The 25596-nt window shown below is 68.2% G+C and carries 17 protein-coding genes; 8 read left to right on the forward strand and 9 right to left on the reverse strand.

Translation table 11 applies throughout. From position 1 onward, the window contains the following. The 7 genes from ACFYRU_RS21995 to ACFYRU_RS22025 are packed head-to-tail and all read left to right on the forward strand — an operon-like array spanning window position 1 to window position 13731. On the forward strand, window positions 1-1947 hold the full coding sequence (locus tag ACFYRU_RS21995; RefSeq protein WP_387661822.1) for a TIM-barrel domain-containing protein: 1947 nt from the start codon (window positions 1-3) through the stop codon (window positions 1945-1947). Further along, window positions 1944-2696 (forward strand): NAD-dependent epimerase/dehydratase family protein, encoded by a 753-nt coding sequence (locus ACFYRU_RS22000; RefSeq protein WP_387661824.1) that lies wholly within the window; start codon window positions 1944-1946, stop codon window positions 2694-2696. The genes ACFYRU_RS21995 and ACFYRU_RS22000 overlap by 4 nt, the downstream gene beginning before the upstream one ends. Window positions 2697-2744: 48 nt before the next feature. Then, window positions 2745-5462, forward strand: coding sequence for a right-handed parallel beta-helix repeat-containing protein (locus ACFYRU_RS22005; protein ID WP_387661825.1), 2718 nt, complete (start codon window positions 2745-2747; stop codon window positions 5460-5462). Window positions 5463-5471: 9 nt separating this feature from the next. After that, the gene (locus ACFYRU_RS22010) at window positions 5472-8129 is read left to right on the forward strand and encodes a right-handed parallel beta-helix repeat-containing protein (protein WP_387661827.1); all 2658 of its coding nucleotides are present in this window, start codon (window positions 5472-5474) and stop codon (window positions 8127-8129) included. A 19-nt stretch (window positions 8130-8148) separates the two neighbouring features. Continuing rightward, window positions 8149-10785 (forward strand): glycosyl hydrolase family 28-related protein, encoded by a 2637-nt coding sequence (locus ACFYRU_RS22015; RefSeq protein WP_387661828.1) that lies wholly within the window; start codon window positions 8149-8151, stop codon window positions 10783-10785. A gap of 37 nt (window positions 10786-10822) precedes the next feature. After that, entirely contained in the window at window positions 10823-11968 is a 1146-nt protein-coding gene (gene dgoD, locus ACFYRU_RS22020) for a galactonate dehydratase (protein WP_387661830.1), read from the forward strand. After that, window positions 11962-13731, forward strand: coding sequence for an exo-alpha-sialidase (locus tag ACFYRU_RS22025; RefSeq protein WP_387661832.1), 1770 nt, complete (start codon window positions 11962-11964; stop codon window positions 13729-13731). The genes dgoD and ACFYRU_RS22025 overlap by 7 nt, the downstream gene beginning before the upstream one ends. Before the next feature lie 11 nt (window positions 13732-13742). Here ACFYRU_RS22025 and ACFYRU_RS22030 read toward each other — a convergent pair whose 3' ends face one another. The 8 genes from ACFYRU_RS22030 to ACFYRU_RS22065 form a co-directional block, all read right to left on the reverse strand. Then, a complete protein-coding gene (locus ACFYRU_RS22030) occupies window positions 13743-14513 on the reverse strand; it encodes an ABC transporter ATP-binding protein (protein WP_387661833.1) in 771 nt (256 codons plus the stop codon). Beyond that, window positions 14510-15523 carry a FecCD family ABC transporter permease gene (locus tag ACFYRU_RS22035; protein WP_387661835.1) on the reverse strand — a complete coding sequence of 338 codons (1014 nt, stop codon included), beginning with the start codon at window positions 15521-15523 and terminating at the stop codon, window positions 14510-14512. The genes ACFYRU_RS22030 and ACFYRU_RS22035 overlap by 4 nt, the downstream gene beginning before the upstream one ends. Before the next feature lie 4 nt (window positions 15524-15527). Continuing rightward, entirely contained in the window at window positions 15528-16589 is a 1062-nt protein-coding gene (locus ACFYRU_RS22040) for an ABC transporter substrate-binding protein (RefSeq protein ID WP_387661837.1), read from the reverse strand. Window positions 16590-16654: 65 nt separating this feature from the next. Further along, on the reverse strand, window positions 16655-17626 hold the full coding sequence (locus ACFYRU_RS22045) for a TolB family protein (RefSeq protein WP_387661839.1): 972 nt from the start codon (window positions 17624-17626) through the stop codon (window positions 16655-16657). After that, window positions 17623-18882: an MFS transporter gene (locus ACFYRU_RS22050; RefSeq protein WP_387661841.1), complete on the reverse strand. Its 1260-nt coding sequence runs from the start codon at window positions 18880-18882 to the stop codon at window positions 17623-17625. The genes ACFYRU_RS22045 and ACFYRU_RS22050 overlap by 4 nt, the downstream gene beginning before the upstream one ends. 49 nt (window positions 18883-18931) lie before the next feature. Then, window positions 18932-19783: an alkaline phosphatase family protein gene (locus tag ACFYRU_RS22055; protein ID WP_387661843.1), complete on the reverse strand. Its 852-nt coding sequence runs from the start codon at window positions 19781-19783 to the stop codon at window positions 18932-18934. 128 nt (window positions 19784-19911) lie between these two features. Continuing rightward, window positions 19912-20628 carry a polysaccharide deacetylase family protein gene (locus ACFYRU_RS22060; RefSeq protein ID WP_387661845.1) on the reverse strand — a complete coding sequence of 239 codons (717 nt, stop codon included), beginning with the start codon at window positions 20626-20628 and terminating at the stop codon, window positions 19912-19914. Next, a complete protein-coding gene (locus tag ACFYRU_RS22065) occupies window positions 20625-21476 on the reverse strand; it encodes a glycosyltransferase family A protein (protein ID WP_387661847.1) in 852 nt (283 codons plus the stop codon). The genes ACFYRU_RS22060 and ACFYRU_RS22065 overlap by 4 nt, the downstream gene beginning before the upstream one ends. 149 nt (window positions 21477-21625) lie before the next feature. Between ACFYRU_RS22065 and ACFYRU_RS22070 the strand changes: the two genes are divergently transcribed. Beyond that, complete coding sequence (locus tag ACFYRU_RS22070; RefSeq protein ID WP_387661849.1) at window positions 21626-24874, forward strand: hypothetical protein; 3249 nt, start codon at window positions 21626-21628, stop codon at window positions 24872-24874. Here ACFYRU_RS22070 and ACFYRU_RS22075 read toward each other — a convergent pair. Further along, the gene (locus ACFYRU_RS22075; RefSeq protein WP_387661851.1) at window positions 24846-25478 is read right to left on the reverse strand and encodes a DUF2461 family protein; all 633 of its coding nucleotides are present in this window, start codon (window positions 25476-25478) and stop codon (window positions 24846-24848) included. The two genes, ACFYRU_RS22070 and ACFYRU_RS22075, sit on opposite strands and share 29 nt — an antisense overlap. Between the last annotated feature and the right edge of the window lie 118 nt (window positions 25479-25596).

Consider the following 25596-nt stretch of genomic DNA (forward strand, 5'->3'; position numbering starts at 1 on the left):
ATGAACGACGTTCTGGAGCTCCGCACCGACGGACAGCTCACCCGCATCGAGGCCTGGGGCCCCGACGCGTTGCGGGTTCGCAGTACCTTCGGGGCCTTCCTGACCGGAGCCAAACCGGGAGCACTCGATCCGGTCTGCCCCGGTGGCGCAGCTGTCGTCGACGAATCCGGCATCACCAACGGCCGCATCCGCGCCGCGGTGGATCCGCGCGGAACCATCACCTTCCTCGACTCCGATTCAGGCCAGGTGATCCTCCGTGAACGCGAGCAGTGGCTGCAGAGCATCCCGCCCAGGCATCTGCGACCGGTTGCCGGCAGCAACTTGTACCAGATCACCGCGACCTTCCACGCGTCCGAGGGCGAACGGTTCTACGGTCTCGGCCAGCACCGGCACGGCAGGCTCGACCAGAAGGGCTGCGTCATCGACCTGGTGCAGCAGAACGCCGAGATCGCGATTCCGTTCCTGGTGTCGAATCGCGGATACGGCGTGCTCTGGAACAATCCAGGCGCCGGACGGGTCGAACTGGGCCACAACCACACCCGCTGGATCGCCGACGGCGCACCCGAGCTCGACTACTGGATCGTCCGCGGCGAGACGATCGGCGACGTCCTCGGCCGGTACGCCGACCTCACCGGCCATCCCCCGCCGTACCCGGACTGGGCAACAGGCTTCTGGCAGTCGAGGCTGCGCTACGACAACCAGCAGGAACTCATGGACGTCGTCCACGAACACCTCGGCCGCGGCCTGCCGCTGGCTGCGATCGTCATCGACTTCCTGCATTGGAAGCACCACGGCGACTGGAGGTTCGACGAGGAGCGCTGGCCGGACCCGGCCGGCATGGTCGCCGAACTCCGCGAGCTCGGAGTCGAGGTCATGGTGTCGATCTGGCCGACAGTCAGCGAGCAGAGCCACAACTACGCCAAGATGCGCGACGCGGGTCTGCTGCTACGCAGCGACCAACTGTCGCTCGGATCGCGGTTCGTCGACGTCGGAACCAGCGGTCCCGCCTTCCTGCACTACTACGATCCGAGCAACCCGGAAGCCCGCCGGTTCGTCTGGGACCAGGTCCGGGCCGGGTACCACGATCTGGGTATCAGGGCGTTCTGGCTCGACGCCTGCGAGCCCGAGCTGGTCGCGCCCGATCCCGCGCAGTGGCGCTACCACGCGGGACCAGGACTCGCCGTTGCCGGCATGTACCCGCACTGGAATGCACAGACCTTTCACGAGGGCCTCACCGACGCCGGCGAATCCGAGGGTCTCTTGCTGAGCCGATCGGCCTGGGCCGGCACGGCGAAGTACGGGACGGCGATCTGGGCTGGAGACATCGACGCCGGCTTCGACGCACTCCGGGCAGCGTTGCCGGCCGGCCTCAACGCCGGGCTGAGCGGTATGCCCTGGTGGAGCGCGGACATCGGCGGATTCGTCACCTGGGTCGGCAACGACGACCCGGAGCTGCGCGAGCTGATCGTGCGCTGGTTCCAGTTCCAGGTGTTCACCCCGATCTTCCGGCTGCACGGTCATCGCCGTCCCGATCTTCCCGGCAAGTTGTTGCGCGGAGCCCCTAACGAGGTCTGGTCGTTCGGCGCGGAAGCGTACGAAGCGATCGTTCCCGTCCTGCACCTCCGCGAGGCTCTCCGGCCGTACCTGAAGGCCCAGCTCGCCGGCGACCTCCCCCTCATGCGGCCATTCTTCCTCGACTTCCCCGACCAGGAGGAGTCGTGGCAGGTCGCGGACCAGTTCCTGTGCGGAACGGACCTGCTCGCCGCACCGGTCCTCGAGTACGGGGCTCGCTCGCGCCAGGTGTGGCTGCCTGCTGAGACCAAGTGGTTCGATCCGCGGACCTCGGCCGTGCACGCGGGCGGACAGTGGCTCACCGTCGACGTCCCGCTGAACGAGACCTGCTTCTTCCTGCGCGAAGGCTCGGACTTGGTGGAGACGCTCCGATGAGCGGGCACGTAGTGGTCACCGGCGGCCGCGGAACCATCGGTTCGGCGGTCTGTCACCAACTCCATCACGCCGGTACGGCGGTCACCTCGGTGGACGTGGTCCCGGTGGTCACCGCGACGCCGTTCGAACAGGTCGTCGGCGACGTCCGCGACCTCGACGCGATGACCACCGTCCTCAAAGCGGCCGACGCCATCGTCCACTGCGGCGGTCTCGCGAGCGACCGGCCGGGCCGCGAGTACGACACGTACGACATCAACGTCGCCGGCACCTGCACGCTCCTGCTCGCCGCCGCCCGCGCGGGCGTCCGGCGGATCGTGCACCTGTCGAGCATCAACGCGCTCGGCTGCGTCGGCGTCGGTACGCCCGCCTACCTCCCGGTCGACGACGACCACCCGCACACGCCGATCTCGCCGTACCAACTCTCCAAACACCTGGCCGAAGAAGCGTGCCGCCAGTTCGCCGAACGCCACGACGCAACCGTCGTCTGTCTCCGACCTACGTACGTCATCCAGCAATCAGCCGGGGCCGGGCCGGGAGCTGCCGATCTCTTCGCGTACGTCGACCTCCGGGACGTCGTCCGCGCGGTCAAGAGCGCTCTCAGCGCGGACCTCACCGGATTCCACACAGCCCTGCTCGCCGCAGACGATCTCTGGGGCGAGCACGGCTCTGGTCCGCACACCAGCCTCGTGAGCTGCGCCAACGCGCAATCGCTCCTCGGCTGGACGCCGCGCTACCGCCACACCGTCTGACCTCACGCAGTACGCCATCAGCTCATTCACCACTCAGGGAGTTCCGCCATGCCCTCTTCGATGAGCCGCCGTACGTTCCTCAGCACCACTGCACTCGCCGCCGCAGGCTTCACTGTCCTCGGTCGCGGCACCGCCCGCGCCGAGACTCCGATCGGGAACCTCCAGAACGGCACCATCTCCAACCTGCCCAGCTCCTTCTACAACCGCACCGGCCTCACCGGCATGCCACAGATCCAGTACTCCACGATGGCCGTCCAATCCGTCACCGACCACGGCGCGTACGCGGATGGTACGCACGCTTCCAGTACGGTCGCGGCCTTCAACGCCGCCATCGCCGCGCTGGGCTCAGCGGGCGGGATCGTGTACGTACCGCCCGGGCGCTTCGTGTTCCCGGTCCCGGCCGCGGGCGCCACCAGTTGGTGGATCCGAGGCGGCACGGCGAAGCTCAACAACATCCACTTCGTCGGCGAGGGCGATGCCTCGGTGCTCGTCTTCCAACGCGACGCCTTGCCCTCGAACGGCAATACGGCGAACGTCCGCGACGCGGGGCAGGGCTGGGAGTTCGACGACGCGGTCAACGTCTCTGTCCGCGACCTCGCGTTCCAGTGGACGCCGTACATCATGACGAGGCACTGCATCACCGGCACCGGCCTGCTCTGCCGCCGTCCAACCGGCGTGCAGATCCTGCGGGTGAGCGTCGACCACTGTCAACCCGGCATCATCATGCCGGACGGCACCGACTGCTACATCGTCGACAGCGTCATCCGGAACAGTGCGTCCGACGCGTTCAACCTTGGCGACGCCAACGACTCGGTCGCGGCGTACAACTGGGCCGAGAACATCACCGACGACGGCTTCGCGAACTTCATGAACACCACGACCAATCCCGACAGCGCCGCGTTCAGCAACGTCCTGTTCCAGTCGAACACGACCATCGGTGTCGCGGGCGGCCGTGGGCTGACGCTCGGCGGGACCAATCACTCGATCGTGGACAACTGGGTCGAGACCGCCACCGCGTCCGGGATCTTCAGCGACATCGACCAGACCGACATCGCCAACCGGCCGAACGCCGTACTCCGGGGCGCCGTCGTCACCGGGAACACGCTGATCCGCAGCAACTTCGAGATGCGATCCGACAACCGGGTCCGGACCGGCAACTCCGGCTTCCACGGCGCGATCTCCGTCCACGACCTCGTCGACGACCTGCAGATCCAGGACAACACCGTCGTCGGGTCCGAGCAGTACGACGTGACGCTCGGCATCGACGGCTGGCGCACCATCACCGCGACCACCATCGACATCGGCGGCAACACGATGAGCCGGGCCGGTAGCGCGGGCGTCCGGATGCGGCCGACCTCCACGATCAACGGCCTGAACATCCACGACAACGACATCCTCGGCAACGGCGGTCCGTCGATCTCGATCGGCGGTACGGTCACCAACGCGTCCAGCAGCAACAACAACCTCACCGCCGCACCGCAGACCGACACTGGTGGATCGGTCAGCCCTGCCTTCACCGGATACAGCGTGGTCAGCACGCAACCGGCCTTCGTGGACACGTACAGCACCATCCGCTCGGCCGGTAACGAGACCGCCTGGGATCAGCCGTTCATCCCGTCGACGACGGGGCTCGCTTCCTTCAACGTCCGCGACTACGGGGCGGTGGGTGACGGTGTCCACGACGACGGGCCGGCCTTCTACGCGGCACTGGATGCCCTGTACGCAGATCCGGCCGACGGCGGCATCCTCTGGATTCCGTCCGGCCAGTACCTGATCAACCCGGTCGCGGCACGCGCGAGCTACCCGTACACCAAGATCCAGCACCACTTCGGGATCCTCGACAAGAACAAGATCTTCGTGAAGGGTCAGGGCACCAGCTCTGAGCTGATCTTCACCAGCCCCGACCACCACGGCATCCGGTTCGTGAACTGCACGAACAGCTCGGTCGACGGAGTGAAGCTCAGCCTCAAGGCCGGGAACAAGCCGTCCCTTCGACACTGCCGTGCGCTGTTGAACTTCTCCGGCGCCCAGGTCTGCTCGATCACCAACACGACCCTCGCCGGCTCCGGCGGATCGAACCTGCTGGTCGACTCCAGCCGCAAGATCCTGATCAACAATGTCACCAGCCAGGACGCGAACAACCACGGCCTCCAGATCGAGTCGAGCCGCCAGGTCGAGCTCTACGGTTGCACGGCGACGAACAGCCGGGACGCCGGTATCCATCTCGGCTGGAACGGCGTGATCTACCGCGAATCGCAGTACGTCCGGATCCACGACAACACCGTCAACGGCACGGCCGAGAGCGGCGGCATCAGCGTGAGCAGCGGCGCGAACATCACGGTCAGCGACAACCAGGTCAGCAACACCGCACAGTCCGGGATCTACCTGGTCGGCCGCGGCCCTGCGTTCCCGATCTACAGCGTCGACATCACCGGCAACACCGTGACGAACGCCTGCGTCGGCCCGCTGTGCTACACGCCCGGCGCGATCGGCGTCCACAGCATCCGCGAAGGCGCCGGCAAGACCGACGGTTCGACCGTCACGATCACCGGGAACACCGTCGACACGACACCGTTCTCCGGCATCTGGGTCGGCGGCGAATGTCCCGTCACCAGAGTGCATTGGACCAGCGGCCAACTCGTCCGCTACCTGTCCGAACTCGACACCCTCACAATCAGCGGCAACACCTACACGTCCGTTGCCGGAAGCAACGTGCTGATGACCACCGAGCAACAGGCCGCGATCACCCATCTCACGATCGCCTGAGGAGGCATCATGTCAGCAGAGCTGTCCCGCCGCACGATCTTGAACGCCGGCCTCGCTGCCACGGCCGTCGGCGCGCTCGCGGTCCACAGCAGCCGTACAGCCACCGCCGCCCCGGGCAACCTGACGGCGGACGGAACGATCCGCAACCTGTCCGACGACTTCTACGACCGGCCAGGGCTCGAGGGCATGCCACGGATCGACTATGCCTCGATGCCGGTAGCCAGCGTACGAGCGCACGGTGCAACTGGAGACGGTGTGGCCAACGACCGGCCCGCGTTCGACGCCGCCGTCGCCGCGCTCGGCTCGGCCGGAGGTGTGGTCTACGTACCGGCCGGACGCTATCGCTTCGCGCCTCCTGCCGCCCCGGCCGTCGACTACTGGTTCAAGAAGATCAGCAACATCCACTTCGTCGGCGAAGGCGAAGCCTCCATGATCTGCTTCGAGCGGTTCTCGATGGCCGTCCCCGGGACACCGACCGGCGGCAACGGCTGGGAGCTGTCCGCGGCGGACGCGAGCGTTCGCAGCCTGGCGTTCCAGTGGAGCCCGCACGTCGCGATCCGGCACACCAACAGCTCGACCGCACTGCTGATGCGTGCGCCGCAACGGGTGCAGCTGATCGACGTGATGGCGGATCAGGGTCAGCCGAGCATCTGGCTGCCCGACTGCGTCGACACGTGGGTCGTCGACTCCGCCATCCGGAACAGTGGTGCCGACGGCTTCCACTTCGAGAACGCGACCAACTCCGTCCTCGCCTACAACTACGTCGAGAACTGCCTGGACGACGCGTACGCCAACATTCCCGAGACGCGGCGGCCGGCCGCCGACACGCAGCACGGCGCCCGGATCACGCACAACACGGCCGTCCGGGTGGCCGGCGGCCGCGGGGTCTGTTTCGGCGGTGCCCAGCCGGTGATCGAACACAACTGGATCGAGTCGAGCGTCAGCGCCGCGATCTACGCGATACCCCAGACCGACGCCGGCGACCCGGCCACCATCCCGCGCGGCACGATCACCGATGCAGTGATCGCCGACAACGAGATCGTCCGCGCCGGCTTCGACAACCGGGTGGACAACCTCGGTCTCAACCGCACGACCGGTGGGTACTGCGGGACGCTCGTCGTGGTCGACGCGGTCGACCGGCTGACGATCGCGCGGAACCGGATCGCCGACTCGGAGTACCGCGACATCGCCTTCGGGCAGGACCACTACAAGGGAATCACCGCCACCTCGGTGACCATCACGGACAACGAGCTCAGGTCCTCCCTCGAAACCAGCGTGACGGCCGTCAGCACAGTGGGCACCGCACCGGTGAGCATCACCGGCCTCGCGGTCGAGGGAAACACGATCGCCGGCGGCGACCTGCCGAGCGTCGTGCTCGACGGCACGATCAAAGGCGTGGCGTCGTCGTCCAACGTCGTCCGCCGGCCGCCCCGGCGGACCGGTCAGGTCGCGGGCGATCTGACCGGCTATCGCGTCGGCGATCAGGTCGCGCCGACCGACGTCTACCGTTCGATCCGGCTGGCCGGCGACGAACCGACCTGGCAGGAGCCCGCGCCCCTCGACCTGCGAGGTCTCCGGCATGTCAATGTCCGGACGTACGGCGCACAGGGCGACGGAGTGCACAACGATCTTCCGGCGTTCTTCGCCGCGGCGCGCAGCCTGCCGGCCTCGGGTGGCGTCATCGACATCCCGGCAGGGACCTATCGGCTCGAGCCCGACCCGCAGACCGAGAGCTTCCGCGACACGCGGATCCGGCACCACTTGGCGATCGCGGAGCGGCCCAACGTACACCTGCGCGGCACCGGCAGCGCGAGCCGACTGGTGATGACCAGCGCCGACCACGACGGAATCCGCTTCCTCGGCGTCCGGACCGGTTCGATCAGCCGGCTGCGCATCGAGCTCGAAGCCCGGCCCGCGATGCGCCGCAACAGGGCGTTGATCGACGTCTCCGGCTGCGACGGGTTCGTCGTCTCCGAGCTCGAGGTGACCGGCGGGAGCGGTCCGGGCGTACGTGTCGACTCCAGCACGTCCGTGCTCGTCGAGAACGTGACCAGTACCGACGCCGGAACCGACGGTATTGCGGTCCTCACGTCCCGGCTGGTCCACGTCAGGAACAACCGGGTGGCGAACGCACGCGACAACGGGATCGACGTCTCGACCAACGGCACCGTCTACCGGGCCGCGCAGCAGATCCGCGTCGAGCAGAACGAGGTGACCGGATCGGTCGAAGGCGCCGGCATCGGCGTCAGCGGCGGAACCGCGATCACCGTGTCCGGCAACACCATCAGCGACACCTACCTCGCCGGCATCCACCTGCACGGCCGGATGGGCTGGGGACTGTTCGGGATCAAGGACGTCGACGTCACCGGCAACACCCTGACCAGGACGAACCACGGCGCCGGTACCTACACGCCCGGCGCGATCGCGATCCACAGCATCCGCGAAGGCCTCGGCCAGTCCGACGGAATCGTCAACATCGTCGGCAACCATGTCGTCGACACCCCCTGGGCCGCCGTCTGGGCCGGCGGGAAGTCGCCGATCAGCCAGCGGATGAGCGAGCTGAACACGCTTCGGATCCAGCAGAACGACTACCAGGCCGTCGGCGGTCAGCAGGTCCTGATCGACGACGACCAACGCGCCCAGATCGCCAACCTGATCGTTTCCTAGCCCTGCCCAAGGAGCACTGATGTCCACAGAACTGTCACGTCGTACGGTCCTCAATGCCGGCCTCGCGGCTGCGGCCGTCGGCGCGCTCAGCTTCCGGGAGAGCCGGTCCGCCGCCGCGGTCGTTGCGCAGAGCAACCTCTCGCCGGCCGGCACCGTTCGCAATCTGCCGGAGTCGTTCTACGACCGTCCTGGTCTCGAAGGGATGCCGCGGATCGACTACGAGAGCATGCCCGTTGTCAATCTTCGCGACTACGGTGCGGTTGGCGACGGGGTCACGTCCGATGTCGGCGCGTTCAACCGTGCGCTGGCCGCACTGCGTGCGCAGGGAGGCGGGGTCGTGTACGTACCCGCCGGCCGGTACCTCTTCCCTCCCCCGCCGCTGCCGAGCGTCAGCTGGTGGTTCCAGCAGGACGTCCGCAACGTCCACTTCGTCGGGGATGGTGAGACGAGCGTTCTGCTCTTCCACCGGCCCGCGATGACCGGCAACGCGTCCGAAGCACCGCCGTACCTGTCCGGCGCGGCCTGGCAGTTCCAGACCGCCGTCAACGTCTCGCTCCGTGATCTGGCGTTCCAGTGGGCGCCGCTGAACATGATGCGGCACAACTCGACGGCCACCGCGCTCATCATCCGCGCTCCGCAGTCGGTCCAGCTGCTCCGGCTCACCGTCGACCACTGCCAGCCCGGGCTGCTGCTCCCGAACGCCCGCGACTGCTGGATGGTCGGCAACACCCTGCGCAACGGCGGTTCGGACGCCTACAACTTCGGCGGGGCCAAGAACTGTGTCGCGGCCTACAACTGGGCCGAGTACATCGGTGACGACGGCATCGCGAACTGGCACAACAGCGCGACGTACCCGGACAGCACCGTGATCTCGAACGTTCGCGTCGAACACAACACCCTGATCAGCATGTGCTACGGCCGCGGCATCACCCTCGGCGGCTCGAAACAGACCGTCGCCCACAACTGGATCGAGAGCGTTGTCGGCTGCTCACTGTTCGGCGACATCACCACGACCAACCCGGCCACGCTGGTGGACGCGGTCATCGACGACAACGTCCTGGTCCGCGGCAACCTGGAGATGCGGGCGGACAACCGGATCCTCTCCCCCGGCGGCGGCTGGCACGGCACCATCGCGCTCATCGACAAGGTCCAGTCGCTCGCGATCACCAACAACAGCATCCGTGGCTCCGAGAACAACGACATCACGATCGGCATCGACAACTGGCTCCCGGTCCAGGCGAGCGGGGTCACCGTGTCGGGCAACGAGTTGCTCGGCGGTGGTGGCCGCGGCCTCCGGGTGAGCCCGGGCACGACCGTCGACGGTTTCGCCGTCGAGCGGAACCGGATCGTCGCTCCGGCAGCGAGTGTGTCCGTCGCGGGAACCACGACCCGAACGACGACCACCGGCAACACGGTGACCGTCGCGCCGGAGGTCACAGGCACGGTCGACGGGGACTTCACCGGCTTCACGGTCAGCCCCGGTACGTACGACGACCCGTACGGCCCCCGGCGTTCCGAACCGAGCGAGACCACGTGGCGCGAACCCGCTACGCGGTCGGTCCGCGGTCTGCGGCGCGCGAACGTCCGGAGCTTCGGTGCCCGCGGCGACGGAGTCCACGACGACACCGCCGCGTTCCGCGCAGCGCTGGCCAGCCTGCCCGCCGCCGGCGGCATCGTCTTCCTACCGGAAGGCCGCTACCTGCTCCGGCCCGACCCGGACCACTCGTCCTTCCGGGACACCAAGATCGAGCACCACTTCGCCGTGGCCGAACGCGACAACGTTCATCTGCTCGGCGAAGGCGCGGTCTCCGAGATCGTGCTCACGAGTCCGGACCACCAGGGGATCCGGGTCATCGGGGGCACGGGCTGTTCGGTCTCCAACCTGGCGGTGACCCTCCCGAGCCGCCCGTACCTGCGGCACAATCGGTCGCTGGTCGAGTTGACCGGCGTTCTCGACAGCTCGGTCAGCGATCTCAGCCTGCGAGGCGCGAGCGGATCGAACCTGCTCGTCGACACCTCGACCGGCGTCCGGGTCGAACGCGTCACCTCGAGCGACGCGAACATGTACGGCATCGACGTCGAAGGCAGCCGGCAGGTGTACGTCGTCGACTGTACGGCGACCGACAACCGCGACGGCGGCATCCAGGTCGGCTACGTGTCGAACCTGATGCGCGACGTGCAGTTCGTCCGGGTCGAACGGAACACCGTCCGCGGATCGGCCGAGGGCGGCGGCATCCTGGTCAGCGGCGGTACCTCGATCAGCGTCACCGGCAACACGATCAGCGACACCTGCCAGGCCGGCATCTACCTGTGGGGACGCTCACCCGAGTTCCCGGCGTACAGCACGGAGATCGTTGGCAACACCATCACCCGCGCGTGTACCGGCGCGCTGTGCGTCACGCCGGGAGCGATCTCGATCAACAGCATCCGCGAGAGCGCCGGCACGAAGGAAGGCTTCTTCTCGATCACCGGCAACACGATCCAGGACGTGCCGTACTCCGGCGTCTGGGTCGGCGGGCAGTCGCCGATCGGCAAGATGCTGTCCCAGCTCAACACCCTCACCGTCACCGGGAACGTGTTCCGCAACGTTGCCGGCAGCAACGTGCTGATCCGGGACGACCAGCGCGCCAAGATCGCCAACCTCACCATCGCCTGACCATCAACGACCGTTCACGACCCAGGAGCTTGACCAGATGAAGATCGTCGACGTGGAAACCTTCCGCGTCCCACCTCGATGGCTGTTCGTCGCCGTCACCACCGACGAGGGGATCGTCGGTTGGGGCGAACCGATCGTCGAGGGCAAGGCCGAGACGGTGCAAGCCGCTGTCGGCGAGCTGTCCGACTACCTCATCGGCAGCGACCCGCTGCGGATCGAGGACACCTGGCAGGTACTCACCAAGGGAGGCTTCTACCGCGGCGGACCGGTCCTGTCGAGCGCCGTGGCCGGGATCGACCAGGCGCTGTGGGACATCGCCGGCAAAGCGTACGGCCGCCCGGTGTACGACCTGCTCGGCGGGCCGGTCCGGGACCGCGTGCGGGTGTACGGCTGGATCGGCGGCGACCGTCCGTCCGCGCTCGCGGAGGACACCGAACGCCAGCTCGCGGCCGGCCTGACCGCGGTCAAGATGAACGGGTCGGAGGAACTGACCGCGATCGACGTACCGCACCAACTCGACCTCCTGGTGGAGCGGGTGGCCGGCGTCCGTGAGGTCCTCGGTCCGCACCGCGACCTGGCGGTCGACTTCCACGGCCGCTACTCCCCCGCGATGGCCCGGCGGGCGCTGCCGCTGCTCGAGCCGTTCCGGCCGATCTTCGTCGAGGAGCCGGTGGTCCCGGAGCTCAGCGCCGACCTCGGCCGGATCGCCGCCGGTACGTCGATCCCGATCGCGACCGGTGAACGGCTCTACTCACGCTGGGACTTCCGCGACGTCGTCGGCTCCGGCATCGCGGTCGTCCAGCCCGACCTGTCCCATGCCGGCGGGATCTCCGAGGCACGGCGGATCGCCGCGATGGCCGAGACCTGGGGCGTCAGCCTCGCGCCGCACTGCCCGCTCGGACCGATCGCGCTGGCCGCCTGCCTCCAGGTCGACTTCGCCAGCCCCAACTTCCTGATCCAGGAACAGAGCCTCGGCATCCACTACAACACCGACTCCGACCTGCTCGACTATCTTCTCGACCGCAGCGTCTTCGCCACGGACGACGGCTTCGTGGCGCGCCCGGCCGCGCCCGGCCTCGGCATCGAGATCGACGAGGCGGCCGTCCGCAAGGCAAACGAACAACCACACCGCTGGCGCAACGCGATCTGGCGGCACACCGACGGGAGTTTCGCAGAATGGTGACCGTACCCGACGCCGACGGACCGATCGCGCCGTCGCCGCAACTTCCGGACGACCCGCAGCAGGCTCGCTCCGACATCCGGCTGCTCACCGAGGGCTCGGTGATCCAGGCCGACGGCTACTGCGACCAGCCGTACGTCGTGATCGCAGCCGACGGCGCCTGGGTCTGTGTCGTCACCAGCTCCGACGACCACGAGGGCGACCCGAGCCAGCGCATCGTCTCCCGGCGAAGCGTCGACCACGGTCTGACCTGGACCGACCCCGTCGACGTCGAGCCGCGCGAAGGCCCCGAGGCCTCGTGGGCCGTTCCCCTCGTCCTGCCGAGCGGGCGGATCTATGTCTTCTACACGTACAACAGCACGGGTCTTCGCGAGGTCATCACCGACACCGGCACCAGCCCACGGGTCGACACGCTCGGCGACATGGCCTTCCGGTACTCCGACGACCACGGGCAGAGCTGGTCGCAGCAGCGTTACGTGGTACCGATGCGTACGTTCGACATCGACCGGCGGAACCCGTACGGCGGCAAGGTGCTGTTCTGGTGGTCCGTCGGCAAGCCCGAGATCATCGGCGACGCTGTCTACATCTCCGCGTCGAAGGTCGGCGGCTTCCGCGACGAGGGGCTCGGATTCCAGCGCACCAGCGAAGGCTTCGTCGTACGCAGCGAGAACATCCTCACCGAGTCCGACCCTGCTGCCATCACCTGGACGACACTTCCCGACGGCGACGTCGGCCTGCGCGCGCCAGCGGGAGACGTGTCCGAAGAACACAAGCTCGTCGGTCTCTCGGGCGGCCTGGGCGGCAGCCTGTACTGCACGTACCGGACCGAGATTGGGTACGTCGGCGCCGCCTACAGCCGGGACGGCGGACGGACCTGGACCGATCCGGACTTCGCACGGTACGCAAGCGGGCGCCCGATCAAGAACCCGCGGGCAGCGACGTTCGTCTGGAACTGCGGCGACGGGCGTTACCTGCTCTGGCACCACAACAACAGCAACACCTGGTTCGGGACGTACCGCAACCCGGTGTGGCTGAGTGGCGGCGTCGAACGCGACGGCGTCATCGCGTGGTCCGAGCCTGAGCTCGCGTTGTACGCCGACGATCCGCAGACCAGCATGAGCTACCCGGATCTCGTCCAGGACGGCGGCCGGTTCTGGGTCACCGAGACGCAGAAGTCCGTCGCTCGGGTGCACGCGTTGTCGCCCGACCTTCTCGAGGGGCTCTGGCAACACGACCGTGCCGCAGTCAGCACCGAAGGCCTGGTTTACGACTCGGCCGATCCGCGGCCCGTGGCACTACCGCCGCTCCAGCTCAGAAGAGGCAACTGGCGGATCGAGGACGCGCGCGCCGGGTTCACCTTCGACCTCTGGATCACCCCCGGAGCACCCGACCAGGTTCTCGCCGAGCAGCGCGACGACATCGGCCGCGGCTGGCTGCTCCGGCAGTCCGGCTCCGACCGGGTGCAGCTCACCCTCAACGACGGCCGCCGCGAATGCAGCTGGACGTCGGACCCCGGCACCCTCGAACCGGGCCGCAGCACCCATCTGGTTGCCATTGTCGACGGCGGCCCGAAGCTCATCCTGTTCGTGGCCGACGGCATCCTCCAGGACGGCGGCGACGCCCGTCCGTACGGCTGGGGCCGGTTCGCTCCCGACCTCCGCTGCGTCACCACCGCCGAGCCGGTCCGCACGAGCGGCCCACTGCGCATCTACGACCGCCCACTACGAGTCGCCGAAGCCGTCGCGGCCTACCGCGCCGGCAGCTGACCGCGGGCTCGTCAAGAGATCAACGGGGCCACGGCGATGTGGGGGCGGCCGTGGAGGGGGTGGGGGGCTATGTGGGCGCGGACGCCGAAGACTGATTCGATCAGGGGGACGGTGAGGACCTCGAGGGGTGGGCCTTCGGCGATCAGGTGGCCGGCGTGCAGTACGGCGATCCGGTCCGCGTGGGCGGCGGCCTGGTCGAGGTCGTGGAGGGCGGCGATCGTCGTGACGCCGAGGCTGCGGACGAGGTGCAGGAGTTCGAGTTGCGCGCGGATGTCGAGGTGGTTCGTCGGCTCGTCCAGCACGATCAGCGGGGCCTGTTGTGCGAGTGCTCTCGCCAGCAGGACCCGCTGGCGTTCGCCGCCCGACAGCGTGGAGAACAGCCGTCCACCGGCCGTCGGGAGATCCACCGCGGCGAGCGCCTCGGCGACCAGAGCGCGGTCGGTGCGGCTGTCGCGATCGAGGAGGCCCTTGTGCGGCGTACGCCCCATCGCCACCATCTCCTCGACGGTGAAGTCGGTGGCCATCGTCTGGTGCTGCGTCACCACGGCCCGGCGTTTCGCGACCGTCCTGGCCGGCGTCCGCCAGACGTCGTCGCCGCCGAGCAGGACTGTGCCGGTCGTCGGCCGCAGCGCGCGGTAGACGGCGCGCAGCAGGGTGGACTTGCCGGCGCCGTTCGGGCCGACGACGCCGACGAACTGCCCGGGTTCGACGGTCAGGTCGACCGCCGACAGGATCGGCAGCCGGTCCACGACCACACCGACGTCTCGTACGACCAGCTTCATGACGTACCTCGCCTCAGCAACCAGAGGAAGAACGGCGCCCCCAGGGCCGCTGTGAACACCGTGATCGGGTACTCGTTGGGGCGGTCAACGGTCCGGGTCGCCAGGTCGACCAGTACCAGGAACACCGCGCCGCCCAAGGTTGCGACGGGCAACAACTTTCGATGGTCCGAGCCGATCACCAGACGAGCCGCGTGCGGAACCATCAGACCGACGAATCCGACGCCGCCGGCAACTGCCACCGCTGTTGCGGTCAGCAACGACGACACGAGCAACAACACGATCCGCAGCCGATGGACGTCCACGCCGAGCGCGGCTGCGTCGTCGTCGCCGACCGCGAGCGCGTTCAGACCGCGCCCCTGCAGCAACAGGTACGCCGCCGCGGCAACCATCACCAACGCTGGCAGACCCAGCTTCGACCAGTCCGCACCGGCAACACTGCCCATCAGCCAGAACAAGATCCCCCGCACCTGGGTCGGCTCAGCCCGCAACTGAACCAGGCTCGTTCCGGCCATCGCCAGGTAGCTGACCGCAACTCCGGCCAGGATCAGCCGGGTGTCAGCGAGCCGGCCGGAGCGCTGCGCGAGGAGGAACACCGCAAGCAGGGACCCGGTCGCTCCGATGAACGCGCCGGCCGAGGTCGTCACACCGGCCAGGCCGGCGCCCATCACGAGTACCGCTCCGAGTGACGCTCCGGACGAGACGCCGAGGACGTACGGATCGGCCAGCGGATTCCGGATCAGCGCCTGCAGGGCGACTCCCGCGACGCTGAGCGCGGCGCCGACGACCGCCGCGAGCAGGACGCGCGGTACGCGGATCGACCAGATGATCTGCTCCGTCAACGGCGCCGGCTGCGGACCGCTGCCGGTCAGGTGGTACCGGATCACCGACCACACGTCGCCGACCGGCACCGTCACCGTTCCCAGCGAGATCGACCCGACCACCGCAACCACCAGGACGGCAAACAGCACGATGCACGATCCGGCCAGGCCGGGACGCCGGCGTACGGTCACCACCTCAGAACCGGTCCGGATGCGCGGCCTTGGCGATCTTCTCGATGGCGTACGCGTTGAGCGGGCCGAGGTAGACGCCGTCGGCAACCGTCGTGAACGTGTTCGACTGCGCCGCCCGCCACTGCGGGAACTGCTTCAGCAGCTTCGCCGCTTCGACGTCCGGCTTCTCGTCCGGCGTGAACGCGCCGACCACGAGTACGTCGACATCAGCCGCCGCCAGCTGCTCCGCGTTGATCGTCCGGGTCGCGTCGGCCGACTCGCCCGCGAACGCGTTCACGCCACCGGCGGCCTTGATCACGTCGTCGTAGATCCCGCCGGTCATCACCGCGGGCAGGCCGTTCTCGTTCATCATCGACATGCCGGGGTACACGATCGCGACCCGCTTCGGTTCGGCGCCCTGCACCTTCGCGCGGACCGCGTCGACCCGGGACCGCAGTGCCGCGACGGTGTCCGCGGCCTTCTGCTGTACGTCGAAGATCTGCCCGAGCAACGTCAGGAACGCGTACGACGACTCGATGCTCTGCGCGGCGTACGCGGCCTTCTCCGCCGCACTGGCCTGCGGTTTGCCGAACGCGCAGTTGACCGGATTCACGATCGTCGCCGCACCGGCCGCCGCGAGCTGCTCGCGGGTCGCGAACCCACTCGACGCCTCGAAGCCGCCCGACCACGTCGACACCACCAGGTCCGGCTTCAGCGCGAGTACCTGCTCGGCCGGCACGTCGAAGTTCTTGTTCATCGACAGCCCGGCCTTGGGCAGTGCGTTGACCTTGGCAACCATCCCGGGATCGTCGGAAACGCCGTACGACTGGCCGTTCGCCAGCACGTGCTGCTGCAGCCCGAGCATGACGAAGCTCTCCGCCTCACCGACCGAAGTACCGTTCAGGATCACCACTCGCGAGGGTGGTTTGTTGAACGTCTGCTTCAGTCCGCAGTTGTCAACGGTCAACGGGTACGTCGTCCGCCCCGGTTTGGCAGTCGGCGCGACCTCGGTGCTCGTGACCGGCGACCCGGCACAGCCGGCGACAGCGAGAACGAGTGCGCAGACCCACAGCCGTACAGGTTTCATGAAACAGGAGTCGAGTAGGACCGGCAGTCAGTTCCCGGGGACGACTGTGGCCTGAACCACAACGGTCAGTTGAGCGCGGCTGGGGATTCGGCGTGCGGGATGAGTAGGCGGGGGTTGCCCGAGCCGTCGGCGGGCACGGCCCAGATGTCTGCGTCGCCGGCGCCGCGGGGTACGGCGTAGGCGATGGTGTTCGGGTCCAGCCAGGCTGGTTGGTCGTCGACACTGCGGGTCTCGGCGAGCAGGGTCCGGGTGCCTGAGGACAGGTCCAGTACGGACAGGCGCCAGCCTTTCGCCGGGTCCCCATCGATCGCCGACTTGAACGCGATGCGTTTGCCGTCGGCGGACAGCGACGGGCATTCGACGTTCTTCGCGATCGTTCTTACGGTCTTCGCGGCGATGTCGCCTTCGACCAGGTAGCGCTGTCCGGCGGTCGACATCGTCGCGTAGAAGCGGTTGTCGTCGGCGGTGAAGGTGATGCCCCAGAAGTTGAGGTCGGGCGCGGTGTACGGGTGACCGTCCCGGGTCACCGACAGGAACTCCAGCGAATCGACCATGTCCTCGGTCCGCAGGTCGATCAGCCCGGCCCGGGTCGAGAACCGTCCGTGGTTGTACGAGTCGCCCGCGACGAACACCGTCCACGCCACCAGCCGCCCGTCCCCGGACACCCGGGTCCGGTTCGGTACGCCGACCAGCGGAATCGCCTTCTCCACCTGCAGGTTCCGGTCGAGGATCGCGATCTGGAAAGTGGTGAGCGCGCCGTCCTGTCGCAGGCAGGTTCCGGTGCCGCCGGCGGCGTAGACCCGGAGACACGTCAGCGCCGACACCGAACGCGGTCCGCCCGGATCGTCCTTGGACACCAGAGCGAGGTGGCCGCGACTCTCAGGTGCGGTACTGCGGAACATGATCCGCGGACCCGAAAGACTCAGCGCGCTCGTGACGGTCGGGTGATCACGTGCGGCCGACACAACGCCGTACCCGACGGCGACCGTCGTCAGTACAACAGCGCCGACCACAGCGAGCACGATCCGCCGCGTCATGCCTTCTGCTCCGTCAGTCCGCGCAGTAACACGGCCACCACGAGTACGACGGCCGCCGCCAGAACCGCCGCGATTCGTGAGGCGCCGGCTGGGCCCCAGACCGTCCAGGCGAGGCCGAACAGCACCGACGACAGCACGTACGACAACGCCTGCCCGGTCTGGATCAGCGCGATCCCTGTCGTACGTAGTCCCTCGGGAAGGACAGGTCCCGCCAGCGCCATCAGCACTCCGTCGGTAGATGCGTAGAACACGCCGTAGAGCGCCAGTACGACGACAAGCAGCGGCCACCCGCCGATCGGCCCGAAGAGCAGGAGGTAGACCAGCATCAGCGCCGTGTAACCACCGACTACCACCTTCAGCCGTCCGATCTTGTCGGCCAGGATCCCGAGCGGAGCAGCCAGCAGCAGGTAGGAAAGGTTGGTGCCCACGGCAAGCAAGGGGAACCAGGTGATACTCAAGTCTTCGCGGCGCTGCAGCAGGAGATAGATGAAGCCGTCGCCGATGGTCACGAGCCCGGCCAGGCAGGCGGCGAGGACCAGTCGTCGTACGTGCGCCATCCGCAGCAGGCCGAGCAACGCCGACGGCGCGACGGTGTGTTTCGGAGGCTGTTCGCCGCGGCGATCACGGACGAACAGGACCAGCACGAGTACGCCGAACGCCGCGATGCAGAAGCTGGCCACGAACACGGCGTCGTACGCCTGCGCCGTGGCGGTCAGGATGCCGAGCGCGACCAGCGGGCCGGCGAACGCTCCGATGGTGTCCATCGTGCGGTGCACGCCGAACGCGCGGCCGTACAGCGGCGGCGGAGTCGACAGCGTGATCAGCGCGTCGCGTGGCGCCGTCCGTAGGCCCTTCCCCGTGCGGTCGATCGCGATCACCGCACCGATCGCGCCGACCGCGTTGCCCGCGGCCAGCAGACCGAGCTTCGCCACGGCGGACAACCCGTAGCCGAGTCCGGCGACGACCTTCCGCCGGCGCGCGCGGTCGGCGACGTACCCGCCGACCAGCCGCAAGACGGCGGTCGCCCCGGTGTACGTGCCGTCGACCACGCCGTACGCCGCGGGGCTCAGGTGCAGGCCGATCATCAGGTACACGGGCAGTACCGCGGTCACCATCTCCGAGGAGACGTCGGTGATCAGGCTGACCGCGCCGAGCGCGAAGACGTTGCCGCTGACCAGGAACAACGCCCGGCGGGACGTCCGCGCCGCGTGCGGACGGTCGATCGAGGACAGGTACACGAGGACCACCTCCGACATGAGCAGGCACCCGCTCGTGGACCAGGTCCACGAGCGGGCTTGCGGCGAATCAGTTCCAGACGTTGGTGATCTCGGCGGCCGAGTTCAGGTGCGTCAGGCCGTACGCGCTCTCGATGGTGCTCAGGACGTTGTAGTGGTTGATCTGGTTGGCGAACGTGCCCACCTGGGTGTGCGCGCCCACGAAGGCGGTGAAGATGTGGTTCGACGAGCTGCCGTTGTCCTCGTCGAACGTGATGACCAGCAGGCTGTTGTGGGTCTTCGCCCAGGTCGCGTACGCGGTCAGGTTGTTCTTCAGCCAGGTGTCGCCGGTCCCGACCGAGCAGTCGTGCATGTCGTTGCACATGTTCGGGGTGACGTACGAGACGGTCGGCAGGCTCGCGTAGTTCGCCGAGCTCGGGAAGTCGGCGTACGTCAGGTTGCTGGCGGCCGGGACGTTGCTGAAGTTGACCCAGCCGTTGTGCTTGCGCCGGTACTCGCCGCTCGAGCAGCCGGTGTAGCCGTCGGAGGGCATGCTCTCGGAGTAGCCCTTGAAGGACTTGCCCGCGCCGATCAGCTGGCTGCCGAGATTGCTCCCGCTGAACGTGTGCGGGCAGCTGTCGTCGGTGATCCCCTGGGTCTTGCCCGAGAAGATCGCCAGGTAGTTGGGCTCACTGGGGTGCGTCACGCCGTACGCCTGGGTGAACTTCGCGCCCTGGCTCGCCAGGCTGTTGAACGTCGGGGCGCTGGAGCTGCCGTTGATCTGCGAGTACGCGTGGTTCTCGAACATCACCAGCACGATGTGGTCGAAGACCGGGACGCTGGTCGCCGCTTGCGCGGTGGACGAGCTGCCGTGGGCGACCGTCACCGAGGCGATGACGGCAGCCGCCGCACAGACCGCGGCCGCGATGCGCTTGCGTATCACGATTCCTCCTCACAGGGATGGGCGGCCCTGCTGGGACCCTCAGGGCCGCGACCAATCCTGTGAGCCGAGCGCCAACCCCAGATGTGCGCGAGGTGAACAAACCACGCTCACTCCCAGAAAGATCCTCGTCACACAGCGAGACCGAGGAGTTTGTCGACCGTCGTGAAGGTGTAGCCCTGGGCGCGCAACCGGGGAACGAGGAGGCGGACGGCCTCGACGGTCGCTGCCCGGTCTGCCGACTTTCCGTCCCAGCCGTCGTGGAAGATGACGATCGAGCCGGGGCGGGCCACCCGGAACGCCTGGGCGGCCATCCGCTGCGGGCTCGGTTGGGCGACCTCGAGCAGATGGCAGAACTCGCCCGACACCACGTCGAGACCGTGCTCCTGGAGCAGACCGGGTAGCGCTGGGATGCGCAGCAGCCACGGCGGACGGTAGAGGGTCGGGCGGATGCCCAGCTCGGCGAAGGCGCCCATACCGCGGTCCAGTTCGTCGGCAAGGGTACGGCGGCGCAGGTACTGCGTGAACTCGTGCGTGTACCCGTGGAGCCCGACCACGTGCCCTGTCGACACGAGGCGGTTCGTCACGTCGGGGTGGCGCTGGACCGCCTTGCCTACCTGGAAGAACGTTGCCCGGATGTCCTGGTCGTCGAGGTAGTCCGCGAGCTGCGAGGTGTACGGCTCGTTCGGCCCGTCGTCGAAGGTGAGCGCGACCGTCCGTTCGGCGGCCGGCCCGCGGTACGGGAACCGGCCGAGCGCCTGCGAGTACGGCGACATCATGAACCAGTACGCCGCACCGACCGCACCGGCGGCACCGGCGGCGGTCCCGGCGATCGCCCGTTTCCTCATCGCTTCGCCAGCCACGAGTTCTCGACCAGCCCGGCCGCCATGACCGCTCCGGCGATGATCGCCGCCAGCCAGGCCAGCGCGGCCGTACGCGCCCGGACCCGCTGCCAGCGCAGACCGGGCTGTGAACTCCGGAACGCCGGCGCGGTGCCGATCACCGGCCGGCCGGCCACGCGGTTCACCGTGACCGCGAGCGCGTAGTAGAAGAGGAACGACACAGCGACGTTGTACACCAACCCGCGTGCCAGCCGCCGCGCGGAGGTGAAGGTCGGGTTGGCGCGGTCGAAGGCAACTCGCCCGCGGGTCCGCAGTTGCCCCAGCAGGCCCAGCTCGTCCGCGCCCTGGGTCCCGGTCAGGTCGTACCCCGACCAGGCGTCCTTCCGGAACGCGATGTTCGTCGCCGTCACGTACATGACCCGCCCGGTGACCCGGTAGATCAGGTGCACCAGGTAGAACAGGATGCCGGCGTACACCCGGCCCCACCACGGGCCACCGACATAGCGGCACGGCCCTGCCACGGCGACCCGCTCCGGATCCGCCCGAAAGCTCCGGTCGATCCGCGACAACCAGCCCTGGTCGAACACCGTGTCGGCGTCGCTCGACACCACGATCTCGCCGCGCGCCACCGCACTCCCCCGGTGCCGGGCCGGGCAGACGCCCGGTGTTTCCTCGCTCACCACGACCGCTCCGTACGACCGGGCGATCTCCGCGGTCCGGTCGGTGCAATTGTTGTCAACCACAACCACCTCGACCCCACCCCCGAAGTCCTGCTCGGCGAGTGATCGTAAACAGTCCCCGATCAACCGCTCCTCGTTGTAGGCAGGTATGACCACAGTGAATCTGATCGACATGGCGGCAACGTTAAGGCCATCCAGATCTTCCGACGATGGTGCTAGCCCCCGTATCGTCGGACGGGTTAACCCCCTGCGGTCGGCGTATCAATTTCCGTGTTCGAGCCTCCTTTAGGTAAGAACCGATCTCGTGAGCGGGGGCGCAGCAGATGACGAATCTCGTCGATCAGCCGGCCGGCGGTCTCGACCAGCAAACGGACGTCTCGTTCCACTACTGGCGCCGGGTGCTCTTCCTCGTCGTGGGCGCCGCCGCGTTCGCTGGGCTCGCGGTACTGCTCGGCGACAGCCTCGGCGGTGGGCCGCAGGCGGTGTGGATCGCGCTGCTGGTCATCGCCGTCGTACTCGGCCTGGTACTGGTCTTCCGGACCGACCTCGTCTCGCGGGTGCTGCCTACCCCCGGCTCCGGGCAGCTTTCGACCCAGCTCACGGTACTGCGCTGGGGCGCACTCGCCCTCGCGGTACTGGTCAGCGCACACTTCGGCAACACCGCGAGCATCAAAGGTCAGCGGCGGTCCATGGCCGGCATCGAGCTCGCCGGCAACAGCGGCGCGAAGACGGCCTGCGACTGCGACGGCCCGTTCACCCGAGCCGTACACCAGGACTTCTGGTTCATCATTTCGTACGTTCTACTGCTCGTCGTACTGGTCCTGTGGGCCGGCCTGTACTTCCGGCTGCCCACGCTCCGGCGGGCGCGCAAGGCCGTCGCCATCTCGGTCCTCGTGGCCGGGGCACTCGACATCGCCGAGAACATCCTCATGCTCACGGCGGGGTCGGCGGACAGCTCGTGGCAGTTCGTCGCGGTCTGCGCGTGGGCGAAGTTCGCCATCCTGCTCGCCGCGGTCGTCTACAGCGCGGCCGGCGCCTTCGCCTGGTGGTCGACACCGCGCTGGGTCCGGCTCGCCTCGTGGGCGCTGCCGACATACGCGCAGAAACCGGACGGTTCGGACGGGCCGTCCGCGGGCGGTACGCCGGTGGATCGGGGTACCGCTCCCCGAGGGACGGCGGCGCACGGCATCGCGCTGTCCGGCGGTGGCATCCGGGCGTCGTCGATCAGCCTCGGCGCGCTGCAAGTACTCGACGGTGGCATCCTCGGCTGGTCGACGGCGCGCGCGGTGACCGCGGTGTCGGGTGGATCGAACATGGCGGCGGGTTGGAGTATCGCGCGGTCCAGCTACCTGACGGAGGACGGTGGCGATCCCGACCGGGTCCAACCCGGCAACCTGGCACCGACTCCCTGGGCGATGCAGCCCAACGGCTGGCTCACCCCGGAGGAGCGCCACCTCGTCGACAACCTCGGGTACCTCGCGTCGAACGAACCTCGCGGATCGGACACCGACCCGGCCGCCACGGACAACACCAAGCAGGACGCTCTCGCAGGGCAGCAGCCTTCCGGCAAAGCGTCGTACAAGCCGACCGTCTGGGCGACGGTTATCGCTGGGCTCACCGTCAACGCGCTAGTACTGGTCAGTATCCTGTGGGCGATCACGCGACCCGTGGGCTGGATGCTGCGCAAGTTCTCCGGCGGGCACGGCACGCTGCCGGCCGGCGCCATGCACCGGCTCGTCACGGACCATGGGCTCGCCCGGCCAGGCATCGTCTTTCTCGTCGTCGGGTTCGCGATCGTGCTGCTCTGGACCCTCGCCGGTCAGTTCCTCGTCGGTCCCGCCCAGAAGCAGCAGTGGGCGCGCCTGACGATGGTTGCGCTCAAGTGGGCCTCGTACGCCGCACTCGCCATCGGGATGTCGCTCGCCCTCACGATCTGGGCGTTCGTCGAACTGGTCGGCGGCGTCGCGCATCTGTCGTTGGCCACCACGGTCGCCGGTGTCACCGCCGGCGCCGGGGTCGTCGGTTCGGCCGTTCGTATCCTCCGCAAGCCGGCCGCACGGTTCGCTCCGATGCTCGGCGGCTTCGCGTTCATCGTCGTCGTACTGTGCCTGGCCGCGCTCTCGACCTGGACCGCGGCCGAACACGGGGTGCAGTGGTCCGGCAACGAGCTGGTCAGCTGGCAGTCCGGCTGGAACTGGATCCTCGCGCTCGCGATCGTCGCGTACGTGATCCTCGGTCCGAGCCCGGAGGACTGGTCGCTCGCACCGTTCTACCGCGGCAAGCTGCGGCTCGCGTACGCGACGTACCGGACCGCGAACGACGAGCGCGTTCAGGCGTACCAGAACGACAACGTGGCAGGTGGCGAGCTGGCGAAGCGGGAACCGGCGCTGTTCTCGTTCAACGCCGACAGTGGGGTGCGAACGCCGCTGGTGGTGTGCACGACGAGCACGGTCACGTCGCGTGCGGTCCGCAGCCACTACGGCACGCCGGCGCTGAGCGTGACGTTCGATCCGGAGCGGACCACCTTGCACCTGCCACAGGACAGGCGCGGTCATACGCTCGAGTTCGCCGCCCTGACGGGCGTGGTCGACAAACTCGGGCAGGGCCTGCACAAGCGGATCACCACGATGATGGCGGTCGCCATCTCCAGCGCGGCGGTCTCCCCCGCGATGGGCCGCATCGGCATCGGACCGACCAGCATGTTGCTGACGTTCTTCAACATCCGGCTCGGCGTCTGGATCGCCAACCCGCGGTTCATCACCCAACTGGAGGCGAACGGCCTGCAGGTCAAGGAGGAGTTGCGGTACGCGCGTACCGGGCTGGGCTATCTGTTCAAGGAGTTCTTCGGGATCCACGACCTCGACGACCCGTACCTGTACCTCACCGACGGCGGGCACTGGGAGAACACCGGGCTGGTCGAACTGCTGCGGATCCCCGAAGTCACCGAGATCGTCTGCGTCGACGCCGACTCCGGCCCGGGCGACGCGACCAGTTCGCTCGGCAAGGCGATCGCGATCGCGCCCAGCGAGTGCGACATCCGGATCGACATCAGCCTCGACCCGCTCCGGGCGACGCCGAGCAGTTCGCGCGTACCGGCGTACTCACCGCGGACCGTCAACATCGGGTTCTTCACCAAGGGTGCGGGGTTCTTCACCGATCAGACGCAGGTCGGGGTGCTCTGGTACGCCAAACCCGGTCTGGCCAAGGAGATGCCCGCGGGGCTGCTCGCCTTCCACGAGCGGTACCCGACCTATCCGCGCGAGAGCACGCTGAACCAGTTCTTCGACACCGCGAGCTTCGTTGCCTACCGCAACTTCGGCCGCTACAACGCCGGGCAGATCCTACTGGCCCGCGAGAAACTGCTGGAGGCGCTCACCGACCTGCTGGTTCTGGACGCCGCGGCTCTCTACCAGAAGTTGGTGGAGATGGCCGCCGATCCGCAAGGCCACTGGGTCATGGCCGAGCTGCTGCGCGCCGCCCGGAGCGCGGCCGGCTCCGACACGTCCGCCACGGCATCGCGCGTGGCCCTGTACTGTCGAGCGGTCAGGAACTCCCTGGTGACACAGACCTGACGAGCCAGCGTGACAGCGGACGCAACTCGGTGAAGGCGGCCAGTACTCGATCGGCGGCCGCGGCGGTGTGGACCCAGTCGTCGCAGCCGAGCGACCGCGATGCGATCAGCGACCGGTGCCGGAGCAGCTCGGCCCTCGGGTGGTCAGCTGCGAACCCCCGCGGCGGCCGCTTCATCAGGTCGCCGGACAGCTGGTACCCCTCGAGCCGGTTCAGGATCGCGACGAGCCGCCGCCCGGTACCGGCGTCGGCCACCGCGGCGCGGTAGCGCTCGATCTGCTCGGACGGCGCGTACCACCACGCCAGGCTGACGTGCAGGCCGTCCAGGTCGAACCCGATCCCCAGCTCGACGTTCTTCGAGATCCGTACGATCGCGCCCTGCCGCTGCCACGCGCGGAGCAGGACCTCGCCGTACCGCCACACCGCGAAGTCCTCGTAGGCCGGATCCGCGTCCGCGACCGCGTTGAGCAGACCGATCATCGGCTGCCGTACCAGGTCCTCCCGCTGCCGCCGCACCTGTCGCCGTACGTCGACCGAAGGCTCGCCCTCGAGCTGCAACAGCACGTCGAAGGCCGACCTCGGCCATCCCTCGAAACCCCCAGTCACGATCCGCAGCCTAGCGCGACGCGCTGTGCCTTGACGTGACGTGGATTCCAGCGTCCCATGAGCTGACAGGGGTGGGGGGTCAGGGTGGTTGCATCCTCAGCAGAGTTCGGGTTGCGTC

Source organism: Kribbella sp. NPDC004536, assembly GCF_042873835.1.
Lineage (GTDB): Bacteria > Actinomycetota > Actinomycetes > Propionibacteriales > Kribbellaceae > Kribbella.